Raw genomic sequence first — 16955 nt, forward strand, 5'->3', positions numbered from 1 at the left:
GGCGGCCCTTGCACAACGCGTCAAAGGCGGGCGGTACTGATGGTGATATAGCCCTTGTCGGGCAGGGCGATGCGGATCACCGTTTCGTCCTGCGGTGCCTTGCGTTTCTGCCGGATGCTGATGCCATCGACGGCCGCAGCCTGCATGTGCGCCGGGATGGCGCGACCCTGTTCGTCGAAGAAGGCTTCGCTGGCCAGCAGCTCGACGCGCTCGATCAGTTGGCGGGTGTGCTCGTCGGTGGCGCAGAAAAAGCGCACGCCGGACAGGTGCGGGTTGTCATCGGGGTTGCTGACCTCATGGGCCAGCAGCTGGCGCAGGGTGTGTTGCAGGGCTTCGGTGTGGCGGCTGTGCTCGGGCATGGTGAGGCCTCGTCGGGTGGGCTGGCCGCGCAGGGCGGGCATGACGACATCCAGGTCCGATCATGTTTTTGCAGGCGTAAGACGGAAAGCGGGCTGCTTCCGACTGAATTGTAGGAAGAGTCATAAATTATGCGAGTGCCCCGCGCCTTGCCTTGATCCGGATCAGCGCTGTCGCCGCTATGCCCGCTGCGGCACAATGGCCGACCTGTCCCCTGCGTAGCACCGAGGTTTGCCATGCACAGCCACTTCCAGCCCGTCGACCTGACCAAGGCCTATCGCCTGCTCAACCACGGCCCCACCGTGCTGGTTTCGGCCAGCCATGCCGGGGTCGACAATGTGATGGCTGCCGCCTGGGCCTGCGCCCTGGACTTCGACCCGCCCAAGGTGACCGTGGTCCTCGACAAGAGCGCCCGTACCCGCCAGCTGGTGGAGGGCAGTGGCTGGTTCGTGCTGCAGGTGCCCAACGCCGCCCAGGCACGGCTCACCCACCAGGTGGGCAGCCAGAGCCTGTTCGACCAGCCCGACAAGTTGGCGCGTATTGGTGTCGAGCTGGCCCGCGTCGCGGGGTTCGAGGCGCCGTTGGTCAACGGCTGCTCGGCCTGGCTGATGTGCCGGGTGATCGACGAGCCGCATAACCAGCAAACCTACGACCTGTTCATCGGTGAAGTGGTCGCGGCCTGGGCCGATGACCGGGTGTTCCGCGACGGGCACTGGGCCTACGAGCATGCCGACCCCGACTGGCGCAGCCTGCATTACGTGGCGGGCGGGCACTTCTATGCCATTGGCGAGCCGCTGGTGATCGACCAGGGCGAATGAACCGAGCCCGTCATTCTCCGCAGCAGTGCGGCTTGCCAGGGGCGCCTTGGTAGCGGTCGTGGTGGCGCACCCAGTCCATCGTCCCGCCCTCGTTGCGCCCCAGTGGGGCCAGGTCGAGGAAGTTGTAGGTATTGACCAGGATGTCCAGCCCGCGAGCGTAGGTGGAGTAGGTGTGATAGACGCTGCCGTCGCGGTCGCGAATGAACGCGCTCAAGCCCGGAAGCTCCGCCTCGTTGCCTGTGTAGGGCGCGTAGTTGTACTCGGCGCTGCCATCGGTGGCCACGCTCACGCCAAAGTCCTGGTTGAAGCGGCTGCCATGGGAGGAATACCAGGGAAAGCGCCAGCCCATGCGCTGGCGGAACGCCTGGAATTCGCCATAGGCTGCCCGTGATACTGCCACCAGCGACACGTCATGGTGAGCCAGGTGCAGGTTGGCGCCGTCGAAATGGTCGGCGAGGAAGGAGCAGCCCGGGCAGCCTTCGTTCCAGCCCTCGGCGAACATGAAGTGGTAGACCAGCAGCTGGCTGCGCCCGGCGAACAGGTCGGCCAGGGCCAGTTCGCCGTCGGGGCCGTGGAAGCGGTAGTTTTCCTCGACCCGTACCCAGGGCAGGGCACGGCGGGCGGCGGCGAGCTCATCGCGCTGGTGGGTGAGGGCTTTTTCATGCAGCCACAGCTGCCGGCGGGCGGCGAGCCATTGGCTGCGGGTTACCACCGGGTGATTGTTGTCGGGCGTGTTCATGAGGCGCGCTCCGCGCTGGGGGGATTCATTGAGTGGTCGAATGGGGGAATGAGGAATCGACGGGGAGCGGGCGGGGGCGACGAGTGGTGGGGTGGGTTGTTTACAGCTTGAGAAAGTGTGTGGGCTGACAGGTGCCTGCCTGGACATCTCCAGCGCCCTTGAGATCGAGCGCCGCCCGCGCGGCGCATCGCTGGCAAGCCAGCTCCCACATTTGTTTCGGGCCAATTATGCCTGTGAGGGTACCGCTGCCCGCCTTGGTGCATGTCTCAAGTCGAGTGAAGCGCCAGTGGTGCCCACCTCAATACCGCGTCGTACCCACAAGGCGAACAGCGATGAAATCACAGGAGTGACTGGCCCGAAACAGATGTGGGAGCTGGCTTGCCAGCGATGCGCCGCGCGGGCGGCGCTCGATCTCACAGGCGCTGCAAATCCCACGGCATGCACCTGTCAGCCCACATGCAATCTCAACCCTCTCCCTGCATCCGCTCGATCAACACCCACAACCTCGGGTCATTGAAATCGTCGATCACCAGCCGCGCCCCAGCCTCATGCAGGCGCTCGGCCGTCTGCGTGGTAGCCAACCCCACCGTAAAAATTCCTGCATCGCTGGCCGCCTTGACCCCCGGCAACGAATCCTCAAAAGCCAGCGCCTGCCCGGCTTCAGCCTGCAAACGCTGCAGCCCGGTCAGATAGGGCAGCGGGTCCGGCTTTGGCCTGGCCAGCTCATCGGCCACCAGCACATGTTCGAAACGCCCATTCAATCCCATGGCCGCGAGCATATGCTCGGCGTTCAGCCGCGGTGCATTGGTCACTACGCACACGCCCACCGCATGCTGCCGGGCATGGTCGAGCAGGCGCAGCAGGCCGGGCAGGGGTTCGAGGCTCGGTGACAGTTCGCGGAACAGCGCCTCCTTGCGCTCGGCCAGGGCCTGGCGCTGGGTCGCATCGGCCTGAGGGAACAGATCGGCAAACAGCAAGCCGTTGGAACGGCCGCTGACCTGCAGGTCGAACTGCTCCTGGGTCAGTTCGCGCCCATCGTAATCGTGCAGGAGCTGGCGGAAGGCCTGCAGGTGCAGGGTGTCGGTGTCGGTGAGCGTCCCATCGAGGTCGAACAGCAAGGCGGTGAGCATCGGGCATCCTGGCATTGAAGAATCAATTCAGCAGCATCATAGCCAAAGCCGACGACGAAGGGGGCTGTTCAGTGTTTCACAAAAAGAGTACAAATGTGCTCCATGGACAATCTGACCCCCAAACGCCGCGCCATTCTCGACTTCATTCGTGAGCGCATCACCGAACATGGCCAGCCGCCCTCGCTGGCCGATATCGCCGAGCGCTTCGGGTTTGCCTCGCGCAGCGTGGCGCGCAAGCACATCACCGCCCTGTGTCAGGGCGGCTTCATCGACGTCACCCCCAACCAGGCGCGCGGTATCCGCCTGGCCGAGCCGCTGCGCCGGCCGGAGATTCTCGAACTGCCGGTGCTCGGCCAGGTCGCCGCAGGCGCGCCCATCGGCCCCGATCTCGACATTCACGAGCAACTGCTGCTCGACCCCAGCCTGTTCCGCCGTACCCCCGACTACCTGCTCAAGGTGCGTGGCGACTCGATGGTCGACGACGGCATCTTCGATGGCGACCTGGTCGGCATCCGCCAGCAGGGCGAGGCGCGCGACGGCCAGATCGTGGTCGCCCGGCTCGACGGCGAGGTCACCATCAAGCGCCTGCAGCACACCCGCGACGGCTACCGCCTGTTGCCACGCAACCCGCACTACCAACCCATCGACGTAGGCCCCGAGCACGAGTTCTTCATCGAAGGCGTGTTCTGTGGCTTGCTGAGGCGTGACTGATGGGCGCGGTGGTCGACCTCGACCGGCTGCTCGACCAGCGCCAGGTGTGGCGCGGCCGGCAGGCCCAGGCCCGGCCGATTGGCTTGCAGCCCAGCGGGCATGCCGCGCTCGATGCACGGCTGCCAGAGGGCGGCTGGCCGGCGGCGGCATTGAGCGAGTTGTTATTGGCCAGCCCAGGTGTGGGTGAGCTGCAGTTGCTCTGGCCGACGCTGGCACGGCTGACCGCCGCCAGTGAGCGGGTCGTGCTGGTGGCCCCACCCTTTATTCCCTATGCCCCGGCCTGGCAGGCAGCGGGTGTCGACCTGCGCTGGCTGGTGCAGGTCGACAGCGAGCGCGACGACGCCCTGTGGGCCGCCGAGCAATGCCTGCGCTCGGGCAGCTGCGCGGCGGTGCTGTGCTGGCCGGAGCGCGCCGATGACAAGGCCTTGCGTCGCCTGCAGGTGGCGGCGGAAACCGGTAACGCACTGGCGTTCGCCTGCCGCCCGCAGCAGGCCGCGCTCAACCCATCACCCGCCGCGCTGCGGATCGCCATCGACACCCGCCCGCCCCAGTGGCGGGTGCTCAAGTGCCGGGGCGGCCTGCCCCCCGCCAGCCCTATTGCCCGGGGCTGAAGCACCATGCTCTGGGCCTGCATCCTGTTCCCGCAGTTGGCGCTGGACAGCGTCCTGCGCCAACGCGACGACCCTGACACCCCGCTGGTGCTGTTGGGAGGGCCTGGCCAGCGCCGTGTGCTGCAGGCGGTCAGCCCGGCCGCCGCCAGGCTGGGGTTGCGCGCCGGGCAGCCGCTGACCGCTGCCCGCGCCCTGGCCGATGGTTTCACCTGCGTCGAAGTCGAGCCCGCGTGCATCGACCAGTTGCAACAGCTGCTGGCCGCCTGGGCCTACCGCTTCAGCGCTCAGGTCAGCCTGCATTATCCGCGGGCGCTGCTGCTGGAGGTGGGCTCGAGCCTGCAACTGTTCGGGCCCTGGCCCCTGTTCGAGGCACGCCTGCGCGAAGAGCTGGCCGGGCTGGGCCTGCGCCAGCGCATTGTGCTGGCCAGCAACCCGGTGGCGGCGCGGATGCTCGCCAATGCCCACGATGGGCTGGCCGTGACCAGCCCGGACCAGACCCGGGCAGCCTTGCTCGACCTGCCCATCGAACGGGCCGGCCTGCCACCTGAGGCCAGCGTGGCCTTCGCACGCATGGGCCTGCACCGGCTGGGCCAGGTCGTGGCGTTGCCCCGTGATGCCCTGGCCCGGCGTTTCAGCAGCCAGGTGCAACTGCACCTGGATCAACTGTTCGGCCAGCGCTCGCTGGGGCTGGCGTTCTACCAACCGCCCGAGCGCTTCGAAGCACGGCTGGAGCTGAACTTCGATGTCGAGTCGCACCAGGCCCTGTTGTTTCCCTTGCGCCGGCTGCTCAACGACCTGGCGGCGTTCCTCGCCGGGCGCGATTGCGGCGTGCAGCGGTTCGAGCTGTTCCTGGAGCACGCCGAGGGCCCGGATACCGTGCTCAAGGTTGGCCTGCTGGCTGCCGAACGTGATGGCGCAATGCTCTTCGAGCTGGCGCGAGGGCGCCTGGAGCCGCTGCGCATTCCGGCGCCGGTGCGCAACCTGCGCCTGGTGGCGGCCGATCTGCCGCCGTTCGTGCCCCAGCACCAGGCATTGTTCGACCCACGCGCCCAGCAGGCACAACCCTGGGAGCAACTGCGCGAACGCCTGCGGGCACGCCTTGGCGATGAAGCCGTCAAGGGCCTGCGCGCCGAAGCCGATCATCGTCCCGAATGTGCCTGGCAGGGCGCGGAGCAGGGCGCGCCAGGCCAGTTGGTCGTGGCGCCGGGCAGCCGCCCCGGCTGGCTGCTGCCTGAACCCCAAGCGCTGCCCGAGGCTGGCGTGCAACTGCTGGGGCACGCCGAACGCATCGAGTCCGGTTGGTGGGACGGCGGTGATGTGCGGCGTGATTACTACCGTATCGAAACCCGCGATGGCCTGCGCGGCTGGGCCTTCCGTGACCTCTCGGCCCCCGGGCCGCTCTGGTTGCAGGGCTGGTTCGCGTGAACGGGCAGGGCTACGCAGAGCTGCATTGCCTGTCGAATTTCAGCTTCCAGCGCGGCGCCTCCAGTGCCGACGAACTGTTTCGCCGTGCCCGTGAGCAGGGCTACCAGGCCCTGGCGATCACTGACGAGTGCACCCTGGCGGGCATCGTCCGGGCCTGGCAGGCCGCCCGTGAGCATGGCCTCAAGCTGATCGTCGGCAGTGAAGTGCGGGTGGAACAGGGGCCAAAACTGGTGCTGCTGGTGCAGGATCTCGGCGGTTACCAGAACCTGTGTGCGCTGATCACCCGGGCACGGCGCCGGGCGCCAAAGGGCAGCTACCGGCTGCTGGCCGAGGACCTTGCGGCCCATCATCAGGGTTTGCTGGCATTGTGGGTGCCCGAGGCCGATGCGCCAGTCAGTGTCGGGCAGCAACTGCATGCACTGTTCGGTGAGCGCCTGTGGCTGGCCGTGCATCTGCATCGCGCAGCCGACGATGGCGCACGCCTGGCCCAACTGCACGCCTTGAGCGCACAGCTGGCCGTGCCGCTGGTGGCCTGCGGCGATGTGCACATGCACGTGCGCGGGCGTCGCGCGCTGCAGGACTGCATCACCGCGATCCGCGCCCATTGCCCGGTGGCCGAGGCGGGGCGTTACCTGTTCGCCAATGGCGAACGTCACCTGCGCCCGCTCGATCAGTTGCACGAACTCTATCCACCGCACCTGCTGGCCGAAACCCTGGTTATCGCCAAGCGCTGCAGCTTCGATCTTTCGGCGCTCAAATATCAGTACCCACGCGAGCTGGTCCCTGAAGCTCATACGCCCGCCAGCTGGTTGCGCCAACTGTGCGAGCAGGGCCTGCCCAGGCGTTGGCCCAATGGGGTAACCGACAAGGTACGCGGCCTGCTGGACAAGGAGCTCACGCTGATCGAGGCACTCGGTTATGAAAGCTACTTCCTCACCGTGCACGACATCGTCGCCTTCGCCCGCAACCAGCACATTCTTTGCCAGGGCCGCGGTTCGGCGGCCAACTCGGTGGTGTGTTATGTGCTGGGCATCACCGAGCTCGACCCCACGGTGCACCGCCTGTTGTTCGAGCGCTTTCTGTCACGCGAGCGCAACGAGCCACCGGACATCGACGTGGACTTCGAGCACGACCGCCGCGAAGAAGTGATCCAGTATGTGTTCCGCCGCTATGGCCGGCACCGGGCCGCGCTCACCGCTGTGGTCAGCAGTTACCACGCCGCCGGTGCGGTGCGCGATGTGGCACGGGCGCTGGGGTTGCCAGCCGATCAGGTGGACGCCCTGGCCAAGTGTTGTGGGCGCTGGAGCGACCGCATTCCCGATGCTGAACGCCTGGCCGAGGCCGGTTTCGATGCGCAGAGCCCCTCGCTGCGGCGCATCCTGGTACTGGCCGGTGAGCTGATCGGCTTCCCCCGGCACCTGTCACAGCATCCGGGTGGTTTCGTCATTTCCCAGCAGCCCCTGCACGAACTGGTGCCGGTGGAAAACGCGGCGATGGAAGACCGCACGGTGATCCAGTGGGACAAGGACGACCTGGACATGGTCGGCCTGCTCAAGGTCGATGTGCTGGCGCTGGGCATGCTCAGCGCGCTGCGCCGCTGCTTCGACCTGATTGCCCTGCACCGTGGGCGTGAGCTGACCCTGGCCAGCATCCCCGGAGAAGATCCGGCCACCTACGCCATGATCAGCCGTGCCGAAACCATGGGCGTGTTCCAGATCGAATCGCGGGCGCAGATGGCCATGTTGCCCAGGCTCAAACCCAATACCTTCTACGACTTGGTGATCGAAGTGGCGATCGTGCGGCCGGGGCCGATCCAGGGCGATATGGTCCACCCTTACCTGCGCCGCCGGCTGGGCCAGGAGCCGGTCAGCTACCCCTCGGAAAAATTGCGCGAAGTGTTCCACCGTACCTTGGGCGTACCCCTGTTCCAGGAGCAGGTGATGGAGCTGGCCATGGTCGCTGCCGACTACAGCCCTGGCGAGGCCGACCAGCTGCGTCGCAGCATGGCGGCGTGGAAGCGCCACGGCGGCCTTGAACCCCATCGGGTCAGGCTGATCGAGGGCATGCTGCGCAATGGCTACGAACTGTCTTTTGCCGAGCGCATCTTCGAGCAGATCAAGGGTTTTGGCAGCTATGGTTTTCCCGAGTCCCACGCCGCCAGTTTCGCCCTGCTGTGCTACGCCAGCAGTTGGCTGAAATGCCACGAACCGGCGATCTTCACCTGTGCCTTGATCAATAGCTGGCCCATGGGTTTCTACAGCCCCGACCAGCTGTTGCAGGAAGCACGTCGGCAGGGCATTGCGGTACGCCCGGTGGATGTCGAGCACAGCCAATGGGACTGCACCCTGGAGCCGGAGGGCGAGGGCGCGTTGGCCATCCGCCTGGGGTTGCGGCAGATCCGCGGCTTTGGCGAAGGCGATGCCCGGCGCCTGGAGCAGGCGCGGGCACAACGGCCCTGGCGCGATGTCGAGGACCTGTGCCTGCGCGCCGGGCTCGACAGCCGCGCCTGTGCCCGGCTCGCCGATGCCGGTGCGCTGCGGGCGCTGGCCCGCGACCGGCACCAGGCGCGCTGGCAGGTGGCGGCAGTGCAGGCGCAGCTACCGCTGTTCGCCCAGCTCGAGGCAGCGCCAGAAACGCCGGTCGAGCTGCCCGTACCCAGCGTGGCCGAGGACCTGGTGGCCGATTACGACACCCTCGGCACCACGCTCGGCCCGCATCCGCTGGCCTTGCTGCGCCCGCGCTTGCGCACCTTGGGCTGTCGCAATTCAGCGCAACTAGCGGAAGTCGAGCATGGCGACAGCATTGCCGTGGCCGGCATCGTGGTTGGGCGCCAGCGCCCGCAAACGGCCAGCGGCGTGACCTTCGTCACCCTCGAGGACGAGCATGGCATGGTCAATGTGGTGGTCTGGCGGGCGCTGGCCGAACGGCAGCGACAGGCGCTGGTGGGCGCGCGGTTGCTCAAGGTGAGCGGGCGGCTGGAACACGAGAAGGGCGTGCGCCATCTGATCGCCCGGCGGTTGGAGGACATCAGCCCCTTGCTGCAGGGGCTGGATGTGCGCAGCCGCGATTTTCATTAGGCCTGCAGCCCGATCGCTGGCAAGCCAGCTCCCACAGGAGAGTGACTAACTTTGTGGGAGCCGGCTTGCCGGCGATTGGGGCGCAAAGCGGCCCCATCTCTCACACCATCGCCAACCTCTGCTTGCGCGTCGGCGCCGCAAACGCCTGGTCAATCGCCTGCAAGTCCGCCTCGGTCAGCACCAGATCTTGCGCCGCTGCATTCAAGCGCACATGCGCCGGGCTCACCGCCTTGGGAATCGCAATCACCCCTTCGCCACGGGTGACCCAGGCCAGGCTCACCTGCGCCGGCGTCGCAGCATGACGCGCAGCAATTTCAACCAGCACCGGGTGATGCAGCAATCGCCCGGCCTGGGCCAGTGGGCAGTAAGCCATGGTCGGCAGCTGCTGCTGGCGGCTCCAGGGCAGCAAGTCGAACTCGATACCACGCTCGGCCGGGTTGTACAGCACCTGGTTGGTGGCGCAGGCCGGGTTGTCCAGTTCCTGCAGGTCATCCAGGTCGAAGTTGGACACGCCCCAGCGGCGGATCTTGCCCTGCTCGATCAAGCGCTCGAAGGCCTCGACGGTCTCCTCGAGCGGATACTGCCCGCGCCAATGCAGCAGGTACAGGTCGATGCACTCGGTGCCCAGGCGCTTGAGGCTGCGTTCGCACGCCATCGGCAAGCCGCGCCGGCTGGCGTTGTGCGGGTAGACCTTGCTGACCAGGAATACCTGGTCGCGACGCCCGGCGATGGCCTGGCCGACCACCTGTTCGGCGCCGCCCTCGGCGTACATTTCGGCGGTATCGATCAGGCTCAGGCCCAGGTCGATGCCTTGTTGCAGCGCCGCCACTTCGGCCGCCTTGCTCCCTGGGTTTTCGCCCATGTACCAGGTGCCCTGGCCAATGGTCGGCACGCGGGTTCCCGCCAGATTCACGTAACGCATGTCACCTCCTGTGGATGGGTATGGGTCAGCAGCACGTCGAGCAGCGCTTCGGCGGCCCGTGACAGTTTGTGGTCGGCCAGGGCGATCACGCCGATGCGCCGCTCCACGGTGGGTTCGACCAGCGGCACGCAGCGTGCGCCGAGCTCTTGCATCTGGCCGATGCACAGGGCCGGCACGGCGCTCACGCCCAGGCCGCTGGCGACCATGCGGCCGATGGTCGACAGCTGGTGGCTCTCGAATGCCACCGCCAGCTTGCCGTGCCCGGCCACCAGGTGCTGTTCGAGTAGCAGGCGTACTGCCGACGGCCGTTGCAGGGCGATGAAGTCTTCGGCCAACAGCTCGTGCCAGCGCACCTGGGGCTGGCGGGCGAGGGGCGAGTCGGCGGGCACCACGGCGACGAAACGGTCCATGTACAGCGGGTGGAAGCGTAGCGCCTCGCTGCCGTCGGGCTCGAAACCGATGCCCAGCTCGACGCGGCGGTGGCGCACCAGTTCCAGCACCTGTTCGTTGATCACGTCGTGCACGGTGACGTTCACTTTCGGGTAGCGCTGGCGGAACACTTTAAGCGACTGCGGCAGCAAGTTGCCGGCGAAGGAGGGCATGGCCGCCACCGACACCCTGCCCAGCTGCAGGGTGAAGCGCTGGCGCAGCATCTCTTCGGTGTCGTCCCAGTCGGCCAGCAGGCGCCGGGCCAGGGGCAGCAGCACCTCGCCCTCGGGGGTGAGGCTGACGCTGCGGGTGGTGCGGGTGAGCAGGGCGCCGCCGAGGTTGTCCTCCAGCGCCTTGATGGTCAGGCTCAAAGCCGGTTGCGACACATGCAGGTGCTCGCCGGCCTGGGCGAAGCTCTGGTATTTGGCCACGGTGACGAAGGCGCGCAGTTGCTTGACGTTCATGGCTGGCTTGCCCTTTGTTTTGCAAAAGTTATCAATCGATGACGAAAACAAAATTAACAAATCAGTCGACTACAGTGAAGATGACCGCACGGTTCCAACAACTACAAAAGGCGACTGAGCATGGCCGGACTGGACAAGCGTGTAGCAACCTACGAAGAGGCCCTGGCAGGCCTGACCGACAACATGACGGTACTGGCCGGCGGCTTCGGCCTGTGCGGCATCCCGGAAAACCTGATCGCCCAGATCAAGCGCCTGGGCGTCAAGGGCCTGACCGTGGTCTCCAACAACTGCGGCGTTGATGGCTTCGGCCTGGGCGTACTGCTGGAAGACCGGCAGATCCGCAAGATGATCGCCTCCTACGTGGGCGAGAACGCCGAATTCGAACGCCAGCTGCTCAGCGGCGAACTGGAAGTGGAGCTCACCCCGCAAGGCACCCTGGCCGAGAAGATGCGCGCAGGCGGCGCCGGCATTCCAGCCTTCTATACCGCCACCGGCTACGGCACCCCGGTTGCCGACGGCAAGGAAGTCCGCGAGTTCAAAGGCCGCAAGTACATCCTCGAAGAGTCGATCACCGGCGACTTCGCCATCGTCAAGGGCTGGAAAGCCGACCACTACGGCAACGTGGTGTATCGCAACACCGCGCAGAACTTCAACCCGCTGGCCGCCACCGCCGGCAAGATCACCGTGGTCGAGGTCGAAGAGATCGTCGAGCCCGGCGTGCTGCTGCCCAGCGAGATTCACACCCCGGGCATCTATGTAGACCGGGTCATCGTCGGCACCTTCGAGAAGCGCATCGAAAAGCGCACCGTCAAGGCCTGAGCGCCATCCTCAAGAACAACAAAGAGATCCTGACCATGGCACTGACCCGCGAACAAATGGCCCAACGCGTCGCCCGTGAACTCAAAGACGGCTACTACGTCAACCTCGGTATCGGCATCCCCACCCTGGTGGCCAACTACGTGCCTGCCGACATGGACGTGATGCTGCAGTCGGAAAACGGCCTGCTGGGCATGGGCGAGTTCCCCACCGAAGCCACCCTCGACGCCGACATGATCAACGCCGGCAAGCAGACTGTCACTGCCCGCCGCGGTGCGTCGATCTTCGACTCGGCGCAATCCTTCGCCATGATCCGTGGCGGCCACGTCGACCTCACCGTGCTCGGCGCCTTCGAAGTGGACGTGGAGGGCAACATCGCCTCGTGGATGATCCCCGGCAAGCTGGTCAAGGGCATGGGCGGCGCCATGGACCTGGTGGCCGGTGCCGACAACATCATCGTCACCATGACCCACGCCTCCAAGGATGGCGAGTCCAAGCTGCTGCCCAAGTGCAGCCTGCCGCTGACCGGCGCCGGTTGCATCCGCAAGGTGCTGACCGACCTGGCCTACCTGGAAATCGAAAACGGTGCCTTCATCCTGCGCGAGACTGCGCCAGGGGTGAGCATCGAAGAGATCATCGAGAAAACCGCCGGCAAGCTGATCGTGCCGGACGATGTCAAGGAAATGACTTTCTAGTTACCGCTATCACTACCCCTGTGGGAGCGGGTTCACCCGCGAAGGCGTCGGTACTTTCACCGCCGCCTTCGCGGGTAAACCCGCTCCCACAGGGTTTTGCGCTCTGCTTCAGTGTTGAAAATCAAAAAAACAAATAAAAGGAAAACCCCGTGGCCGCTGATATCCAAGACAGCCGCTCCGCCCGCTTTGCCCTGCGCTGCTCCAACTGGGCCGAACGCTGGTTCCCCGACTCCTGGGTGTTCGCCGCCCTGGCCGTGATGCTGGTGTGCCTGGGCGCGCTGGTGATGGGCGGCAAGCCCACCGACACCGCCAAGGCCTTCGGCGATGGCTTCTGGAGCCTGATCCCGTTCACCATGCAAATGGCCTTCGTGGTCATCGGCGGTTATGTGGTGGCCAGCTCGCCACCCGCCGCGCGGCTGATCGACCGCCTGGCGCGCCTGCCGAAAAACGGCCGTTCGGCCGTTTGCTGGGTGGCGCTGATCTCGATGCTCGCCTCGTTGCTCAACTGGGGCCTGTCGCTGGTGTTCGGCGGCCTGCTGGTGCGCGCCCTGGCCCGTCGCACCGACTTGAAGATGGATTATCGCGCCGCCGGTGCCGCTGCCTACCTGGGGCTCGGCGCGGTATGGGCATTGGGGCTGTCGTCGTCGGCGGCGCAGTTGCAGGCCAACCCGGCCAGCCTGCCGCCGTCGATCCTGTCCATCACCGGGGTGATCCCGTTCACCGAAACCATCTTCCTCTGGCAGTCCGGGGTCATGCTGGCGGCGCTGGTGATCGTCTCGCTGGTGATCGCCTATGCCACCGCGCCGGGGCCGAACAGCGCGCGCAGTGCGCAAGACTGCGGCGTCGACCCCAGCTTCAGCGCACCGCCAGCGCCGCAGCGTACGCGCCCGGGCGAGTGGCTGGAGTACAGCCCGATCCTGATCCTGCTGCTGGTGGCCCTGGCCGGCGGCTGGCTGTACCAGGAGTTCGCCACCAAGCCTGCGATCACCGCGATCTCCGGGCTGAACACCTACAACCTGCTGTTCATCATGCTCGGCGCCTTGCTGCACTGGCGCCCGCGCAGCTTCCTCGATGCCGTGGCCCGCGCGGTGCCGACCACCACCGGGGTGCTGATCCAGTTCCCGCTGTACGGTTCGATCGCCGCCATCCTCACCCAGGTCAAGGGTGTCGACGGTGCGACCTTGGCCCACCACATCTCGGTGTTCTTCACCCAGATCGCCACCCATGACACCTACGCGCTGTTGATGGGGGTGTACTCGGCGGTGCTGGGCTTCTTCATCCCGTCCGGCGGTGGCAAGTGGATCATCGAGGCGCCCTACGTGATGCTGGTGGCCAACGACCTGCAGTACCACCTGGGCTGGGCGGTGCAGATCTACAACGCCGCCGAGGCGCTGCCGAACCTGATCAACCCGTTCTACATGCTGCCGCTGCTGGGCGTGCTGGGCCTGAAAGCGCGCGACCTGATCGGCTTCTCGTTCGTCCAACTGCTGGTGCATGTGCCGCTGGTGCTGGTGCTGCTGTGGGCGCTGGGTACGACCTTGCAGTACGTGCCGCCCGTGATGCCGTGAGGCTCGGGTAGTGCCAGGGAAGGGCGGTCAGGTACCGCCCTTTTTTACGTTTCGATGACATATCGATAATGATTCGCATGTGCGATTCGTTTTCATGTGAATGCCGCCCGGTCGGCAGCCAAGGACTTTCATCGAAACGAACAAGGAGACAGGCAGCGATGTTCGCGCCCATCAGCCGTTCCATGGCCCTTACCCTGGGCCTGTGTGCCACCGCCGTCAGCCCGTTTGCGCAGGCACAAGAGACCGAACAGCGGTCCGACGACAAGGTGCTGGAACTCGGCACCACCGAGATTCTCGCCCAGGGCCTGGGCAGCACCACCGAGCACAGCGGCTCCTACACCACCGGCAGCATGAGCGCAGCGACGCGCCTGAACCTGTCGATCAAGGAAACCCCGCAATCGGTCTCGGTGCTGACCCGCCAGCAGCTCGATGACTTCCAGCTCGACACGCTCTCCGAGGCCATGACCCATGTCACCGGCGTCACCGTGCAGCGCAACGACTCCGAGCGGCCGATTTATTATTCGCGGGGCTATTCGATCAACAACTTCCAGATCGATGGGATGCTCAATACCTTCTCGAGCCTCAAGTCCGATTCGGACACCATCATCTACGACCGTATCGAGGTGGTGCGTGGCGCCACCGGCTTGACCACCGGGGCGGGCGACCCGTCCGGGACCATCGCCATGGTGCGCAAGCGCCCAACCTCGCAACTGGCGATCAGCACTGGCGTCACTGCCGGCAGCTACGACAACTACCACGGCTACCTCGACGTCGGCGGCCCGCTGGGCCTGGAAGGGCGCCTGCGCGGGCGCACGGTGCTGGCTTACCGTGACAGCCAGTCATTCATGGACAAATATGCCAGCCAGCGTGAGGTGGCCTACGGCATCCTCGAAGCTGACCTGACTGACAGCACCGTGCTTGCAGTGGGCTACGACTACCAGAACAAGCACGTACAAGGGGCCTCCTGGGGCACCGTGCCGTACTGGAACGCCACTGGCGGCAAGGCCGACCTGCCGCGCTCGACCAACCTGGCCGCGCCCTGGTCGTCCTGGCCGCTGAAAGACCAGACCCTGTTCGCCACCCTCGACCAACGCCTGGCCAACGACTGGCTGCTCAAGCTCGCCTATACCCATCGCGAGTCCGACAGCGATGGCAAGGTGTACTACGGCGGCAACGGTTTCCCCGCCGCCGACCGCAGCGGCATGAATGCCTGGTATCAGCATTTCAGCGGCGAAGAGCAGATGGACGCCATCGACTTCAACCTGGCAGGCCCTTACCAGCTGTTCGGGCGCAGCCACGACTTCATGGTCGGTTATGGTGAATCCGAGCGGCGCAACACGTCGCCCTACTTCATCAGAGGGCCACTGCCCGACGGTTACCAGAAGATCCCGGACTGGAAGTACATGAGCAACATCGCCAAGTTCCAGGATATCGATACCGGGCTCGATGAATCGCGTGACTCCACCAAACAGAAGGCCGGCTACATCGCCACCCGGCTCAACCCCACCGACCGCCTGCACTTCGTGCTCGGCAGCCGTTATGGCAGCTGGCAGACAGAAAGCCGCGAGTGGGCGTACGACGAGGCACAGAATGGCACCGAACTGACGCCCAGCAAGCAGACCCAGAACGACCAGTGGACGCCGTATGCCGGGGTGCTGTACGACCTCACCGAGCAGTACACCGTGTATGCCAGCTACACCGACATCTTCAACCCGCAGTCGGTACGCGACAAAAACCGCCAGTACCTCGAACCCATCGTCGGCAAGGTCTACGAAGTGGGCGTCAAAGGCAGCCTGATGGACGACCGACTCAACCTCAGCAGCGCGGTGTACCGCAGCAAACAGGACAACGTCGCCGAGCAGGACGATTCGGTACCGCCCAACGGCAACGAGGTGTTCTACAAGTCCGGCGGCAAGGGCAACGTCGTCGAAGGCTTCGAGGCAGAGATTGCCGGCGAAGTGCGCCCCGACTGGCAAATGAGCCTGGGCTACAGCTACACCCACGCGGCCAACGCCGACAAGCAGCGCAAGAACCCCGAGCAACCGCTGAACCTGGTGCGCTTCTCTACCACCTACAAGCTGACACCGGCGTTGACCGTGGGCGGCACCCTGGACTGGCAGAGCGATACCCACAAGCAGGCCAACCGGCCAGTGGTGCGGGCGAACGGTTCGATCATTACGGTGCGCGACGAGATCAGCCAGAAGGCCTTCTCGGTGGTGGGGCTGATGGCGCGGTATCAGTTCGACGAACACCTGTCGGCTTCGGTGAACGTGAAGAACCTGTTCGACGAGCACTATTACAACAACCTGGGCTTCTATAACGGGGTGTATCACGGCGAGCCGCGGACGATGATGGTCAGCCTGGACTGGAAACTCTAGTACGTGGGCTTTAACTTGCGTGTCAGCTTTCTATCGATGCGAGGGTGATCCGGCATGTTGTATTTCCAGCATCGAGCGCTTTGACCTTCTACTATTTTGCTCACCGAGCAATCGGCCCGCTGGTGGGATTCGGCCATGAAGGAGCTTCAATGAACAAGGTTTCGGCGTGCCTGGGCTCTCTGGTCGTGCTCTTGTTGGCGGGCTGCTCCGGCATCCCTTCGCAGCCCTATCAGGAGCCCTCGGGCTTGGTGCCTACCGCACGCATGCGGGTGATCAGCAACTCGGATGTCTACGGTGACAGCGTCACCGGCCGCTGTGCACCCAACTTGCGCCACCAGATGGTCCAGGCCGGGCGCTTCTCGGCGGGGCGGGCACTGGAAAACTATCCGCAGTTTCCAAAGGCTCCGGCCCAGCTGGGTATGCCCATGCGGCTGTCGCCGCCGTTGCTCAGCCTGACGCCGACCGTGCGCATGGCCGAAGGCCGGCTTGAAGAAGTGGTGGCCGAGTACCGGGTGCCAACCTCGGCGCCGTTCCAGCTTGCGACCTTGGGGGCCGGTGCGGGTACGCCGTTGGGCAGGGGGATCTACTGTGACGAAGAGGCCAGGGTCTACAACCTGCAGGCGGGGCGCGACTACGAGGTGACCATCGGCATGGGCACCATCGGCCAGGGCGACAATGCCCGCCTGGCCTGCCGTTTCGATGTGCGCGAGCTGACCTCGATCGGTCAGGGTGAAATGATGATGCCGGTGCCGCTGACGGGCAGCGCCCCGCCGAGAAAACTGTGCGACTGAAGCCTGCGCCGAGATGATGCGCGC

At 65.6% G+C, this 16955-nt stretch carries 15 protein-coding genes; 10 read left to right on the forward strand and 5 right to left on the reverse strand.

What is annotated here, in order from left to right; all coding sequences use genetic code 11:
• Positions 1–20: 20 nt before the first annotated feature.
• Entirely contained in the window at positions 21–359 is a 339-nt protein-coding gene (locus ACQ4N9_RS08725) for a hypothetical protein (protein ID WP_390968905.1), read from the reverse strand.
• A 234-nt stretch (positions 360–593) separates the two neighbouring features.
• Between ACQ4N9_RS08725 and ACQ4N9_RS08730 the strand changes: the two genes are divergently transcribed.
• Positions 594–1175, forward strand: a complete 582-nt coding sequence (locus ACQ4N9_RS08730) for a flavin reductase family protein (RefSeq protein ID WP_153787981.1) — start codon at positions 594–596, stop codon at positions 1173–1175.
• A gap of 10 nt (positions 1176–1185) precedes the next feature.
• On the opposite strand, the gene ACQ4N9_RS08735 is transcribed toward ACQ4N9_RS08730, so the two are convergent.
• Entirely contained in the window at positions 1186–1914 is a 729-nt protein-coding gene (locus tag ACQ4N9_RS08735) for a DUF899 domain-containing protein (protein WP_390968897.1), read from the reverse strand.
• Positions 1915–2378: 464 nt separating this feature from the next.
• A complete protein-coding gene (locus ACQ4N9_RS08740; RefSeq protein WP_390969148.1) occupies positions 2379–3044 on the reverse strand; it encodes an HAD family hydrolase in 666 nt (221 codons plus the stop codon).
• Between the two features lie 93 nt (positions 3045–3137).
• On the opposite strand from ACQ4N9_RS08740, the gene lexA reads away from it, so the two are divergent.
• From lexA to ACQ4N9_RS08760, 4 genes are read left to right on the forward strand one after another with little or no spacing between them, the layout of a single operon-like run.
• Positions 3138–3755 (forward strand): transcriptional repressor LexA, encoded by a 618-nt coding sequence (lexA, locus tag ACQ4N9_RS08745; protein ID WP_189654545.1) that lies wholly within the window; start codon positions 3138–3140, stop codon positions 3753–3755.
• A complete protein-coding gene (gene imuA / locus ACQ4N9_RS08750) occupies positions 3755–4366 on the forward strand; it encodes a translesion DNA synthesis-associated protein ImuA (protein WP_125858453.1) in 612 nt (203 codons plus the stop codon). The genes lexA and imuA overlap by 1 nt, the downstream gene beginning before the upstream one ends.
• A 6-nt stretch (positions 4367–4372) precedes the next feature.
• A complete protein-coding gene (locus ACQ4N9_RS08755) occupies positions 4373–5791 on the forward strand; it encodes a Y-family DNA polymerase (protein WP_390969151.1) in 1419 nt (472 codons plus the stop codon).
• The gene (locus tag ACQ4N9_RS08760; protein ID WP_390969331.1) at positions 5767–8868 is read left to right on the forward strand and encodes an error-prone DNA polymerase; all 3102 of its coding nucleotides are present in this window, start codon (positions 5767–5769) and stop codon (positions 8866–8868) included. The genes ACQ4N9_RS08755 and ACQ4N9_RS08760 overlap by 25 nt, the downstream gene beginning before the upstream one ends.
• 100 nt (positions 8869–8968) lie before the next feature.
• Here ACQ4N9_RS08760 and ACQ4N9_RS08765 read toward each other — a convergent pair whose 3' ends face one another.
• Together ACQ4N9_RS08765 and ACQ4N9_RS08770 are read right to left on the reverse strand one after the other, a co-directional pair.
• Positions 8969–9790, reverse strand: a complete 822-nt coding sequence (locus ACQ4N9_RS08765) for an aldo/keto reductase (RefSeq protein ID WP_390969153.1) — start codon at positions 9788–9790, stop codon at positions 8969–8971.
• Positions 9778–10683 carry a LysR family transcriptional regulator gene (locus tag ACQ4N9_RS08770; protein WP_110995782.1) on the reverse strand — a complete coding sequence of 302 codons (906 nt, stop codon included), beginning with the start codon at positions 10681–10683 and terminating at the stop codon, positions 9778–9780. The genes ACQ4N9_RS08765 and ACQ4N9_RS08770 overlap by 13 nt, the downstream gene beginning before the upstream one ends.
• 120 nt (positions 10684–10803) lie before the next feature.
• On the opposite strand from ACQ4N9_RS08770, the gene ACQ4N9_RS08775 reads away from it, so the two are divergent.
• From ACQ4N9_RS08775 to ACQ4N9_RS08795, 5 genes are all read left to right on the forward strand, one after another.
• Positions 10804–11502, forward strand: coding sequence for a CoA transferase subunit A (locus ACQ4N9_RS08775; RefSeq protein WP_125463892.1), 699 nt, complete (start codon positions 10804–10806; stop codon positions 11500–11502).
• 35 nt (positions 11503–11537) lie between these two features.
• Positions 11538–12194 (forward strand): CoA transferase subunit B, encoded by a 657-nt coding sequence (locus ACQ4N9_RS08780; RefSeq protein WP_390969155.1) that lies wholly within the window; start codon positions 11538–11540, stop codon positions 12192–12194.
• Positions 12195–12343: 149 nt separating this feature from the next.
• Complete coding sequence (locus ACQ4N9_RS08785; protein ID WP_125463894.1) at positions 12344–13762, forward strand: short-chain fatty acid transporter; 1419 nt, start codon at positions 12344–12346, stop codon at positions 13760–13762.
• Positions 13763–13920: 158 nt separating this feature from the next.
• Positions 13921–16140, forward strand: a complete 2220-nt coding sequence (locus ACQ4N9_RS08790) for a TonB-dependent siderophore receptor (RefSeq protein WP_390969157.1) — start codon at positions 13921–13923, stop codon at positions 16138–16140.
• A 149-nt stretch (positions 16141–16289) separates the two neighbouring features.
• Positions 16290–16931 carry a hypothetical protein gene (locus ACQ4N9_RS08795; protein ID WP_390969159.1) on the forward strand — a complete coding sequence of 214 codons (642 nt, stop codon included), beginning with the start codon at positions 16290–16292 and terminating at the stop codon, positions 16929–16931.
• Positions 16932–16955 lie beyond the last annotated feature (24 nt).

Origin of the sequence: Pseudomonas sp. ES1 (genome assembly GCF_050586605.1) — a bacterium.
GTDB lineage: Bacteria > Pseudomonadota > Gammaproteobacteria > Pseudomonadales > Pseudomonadaceae > Aquipseudomonas > Aquipseudomonas sichuanensis.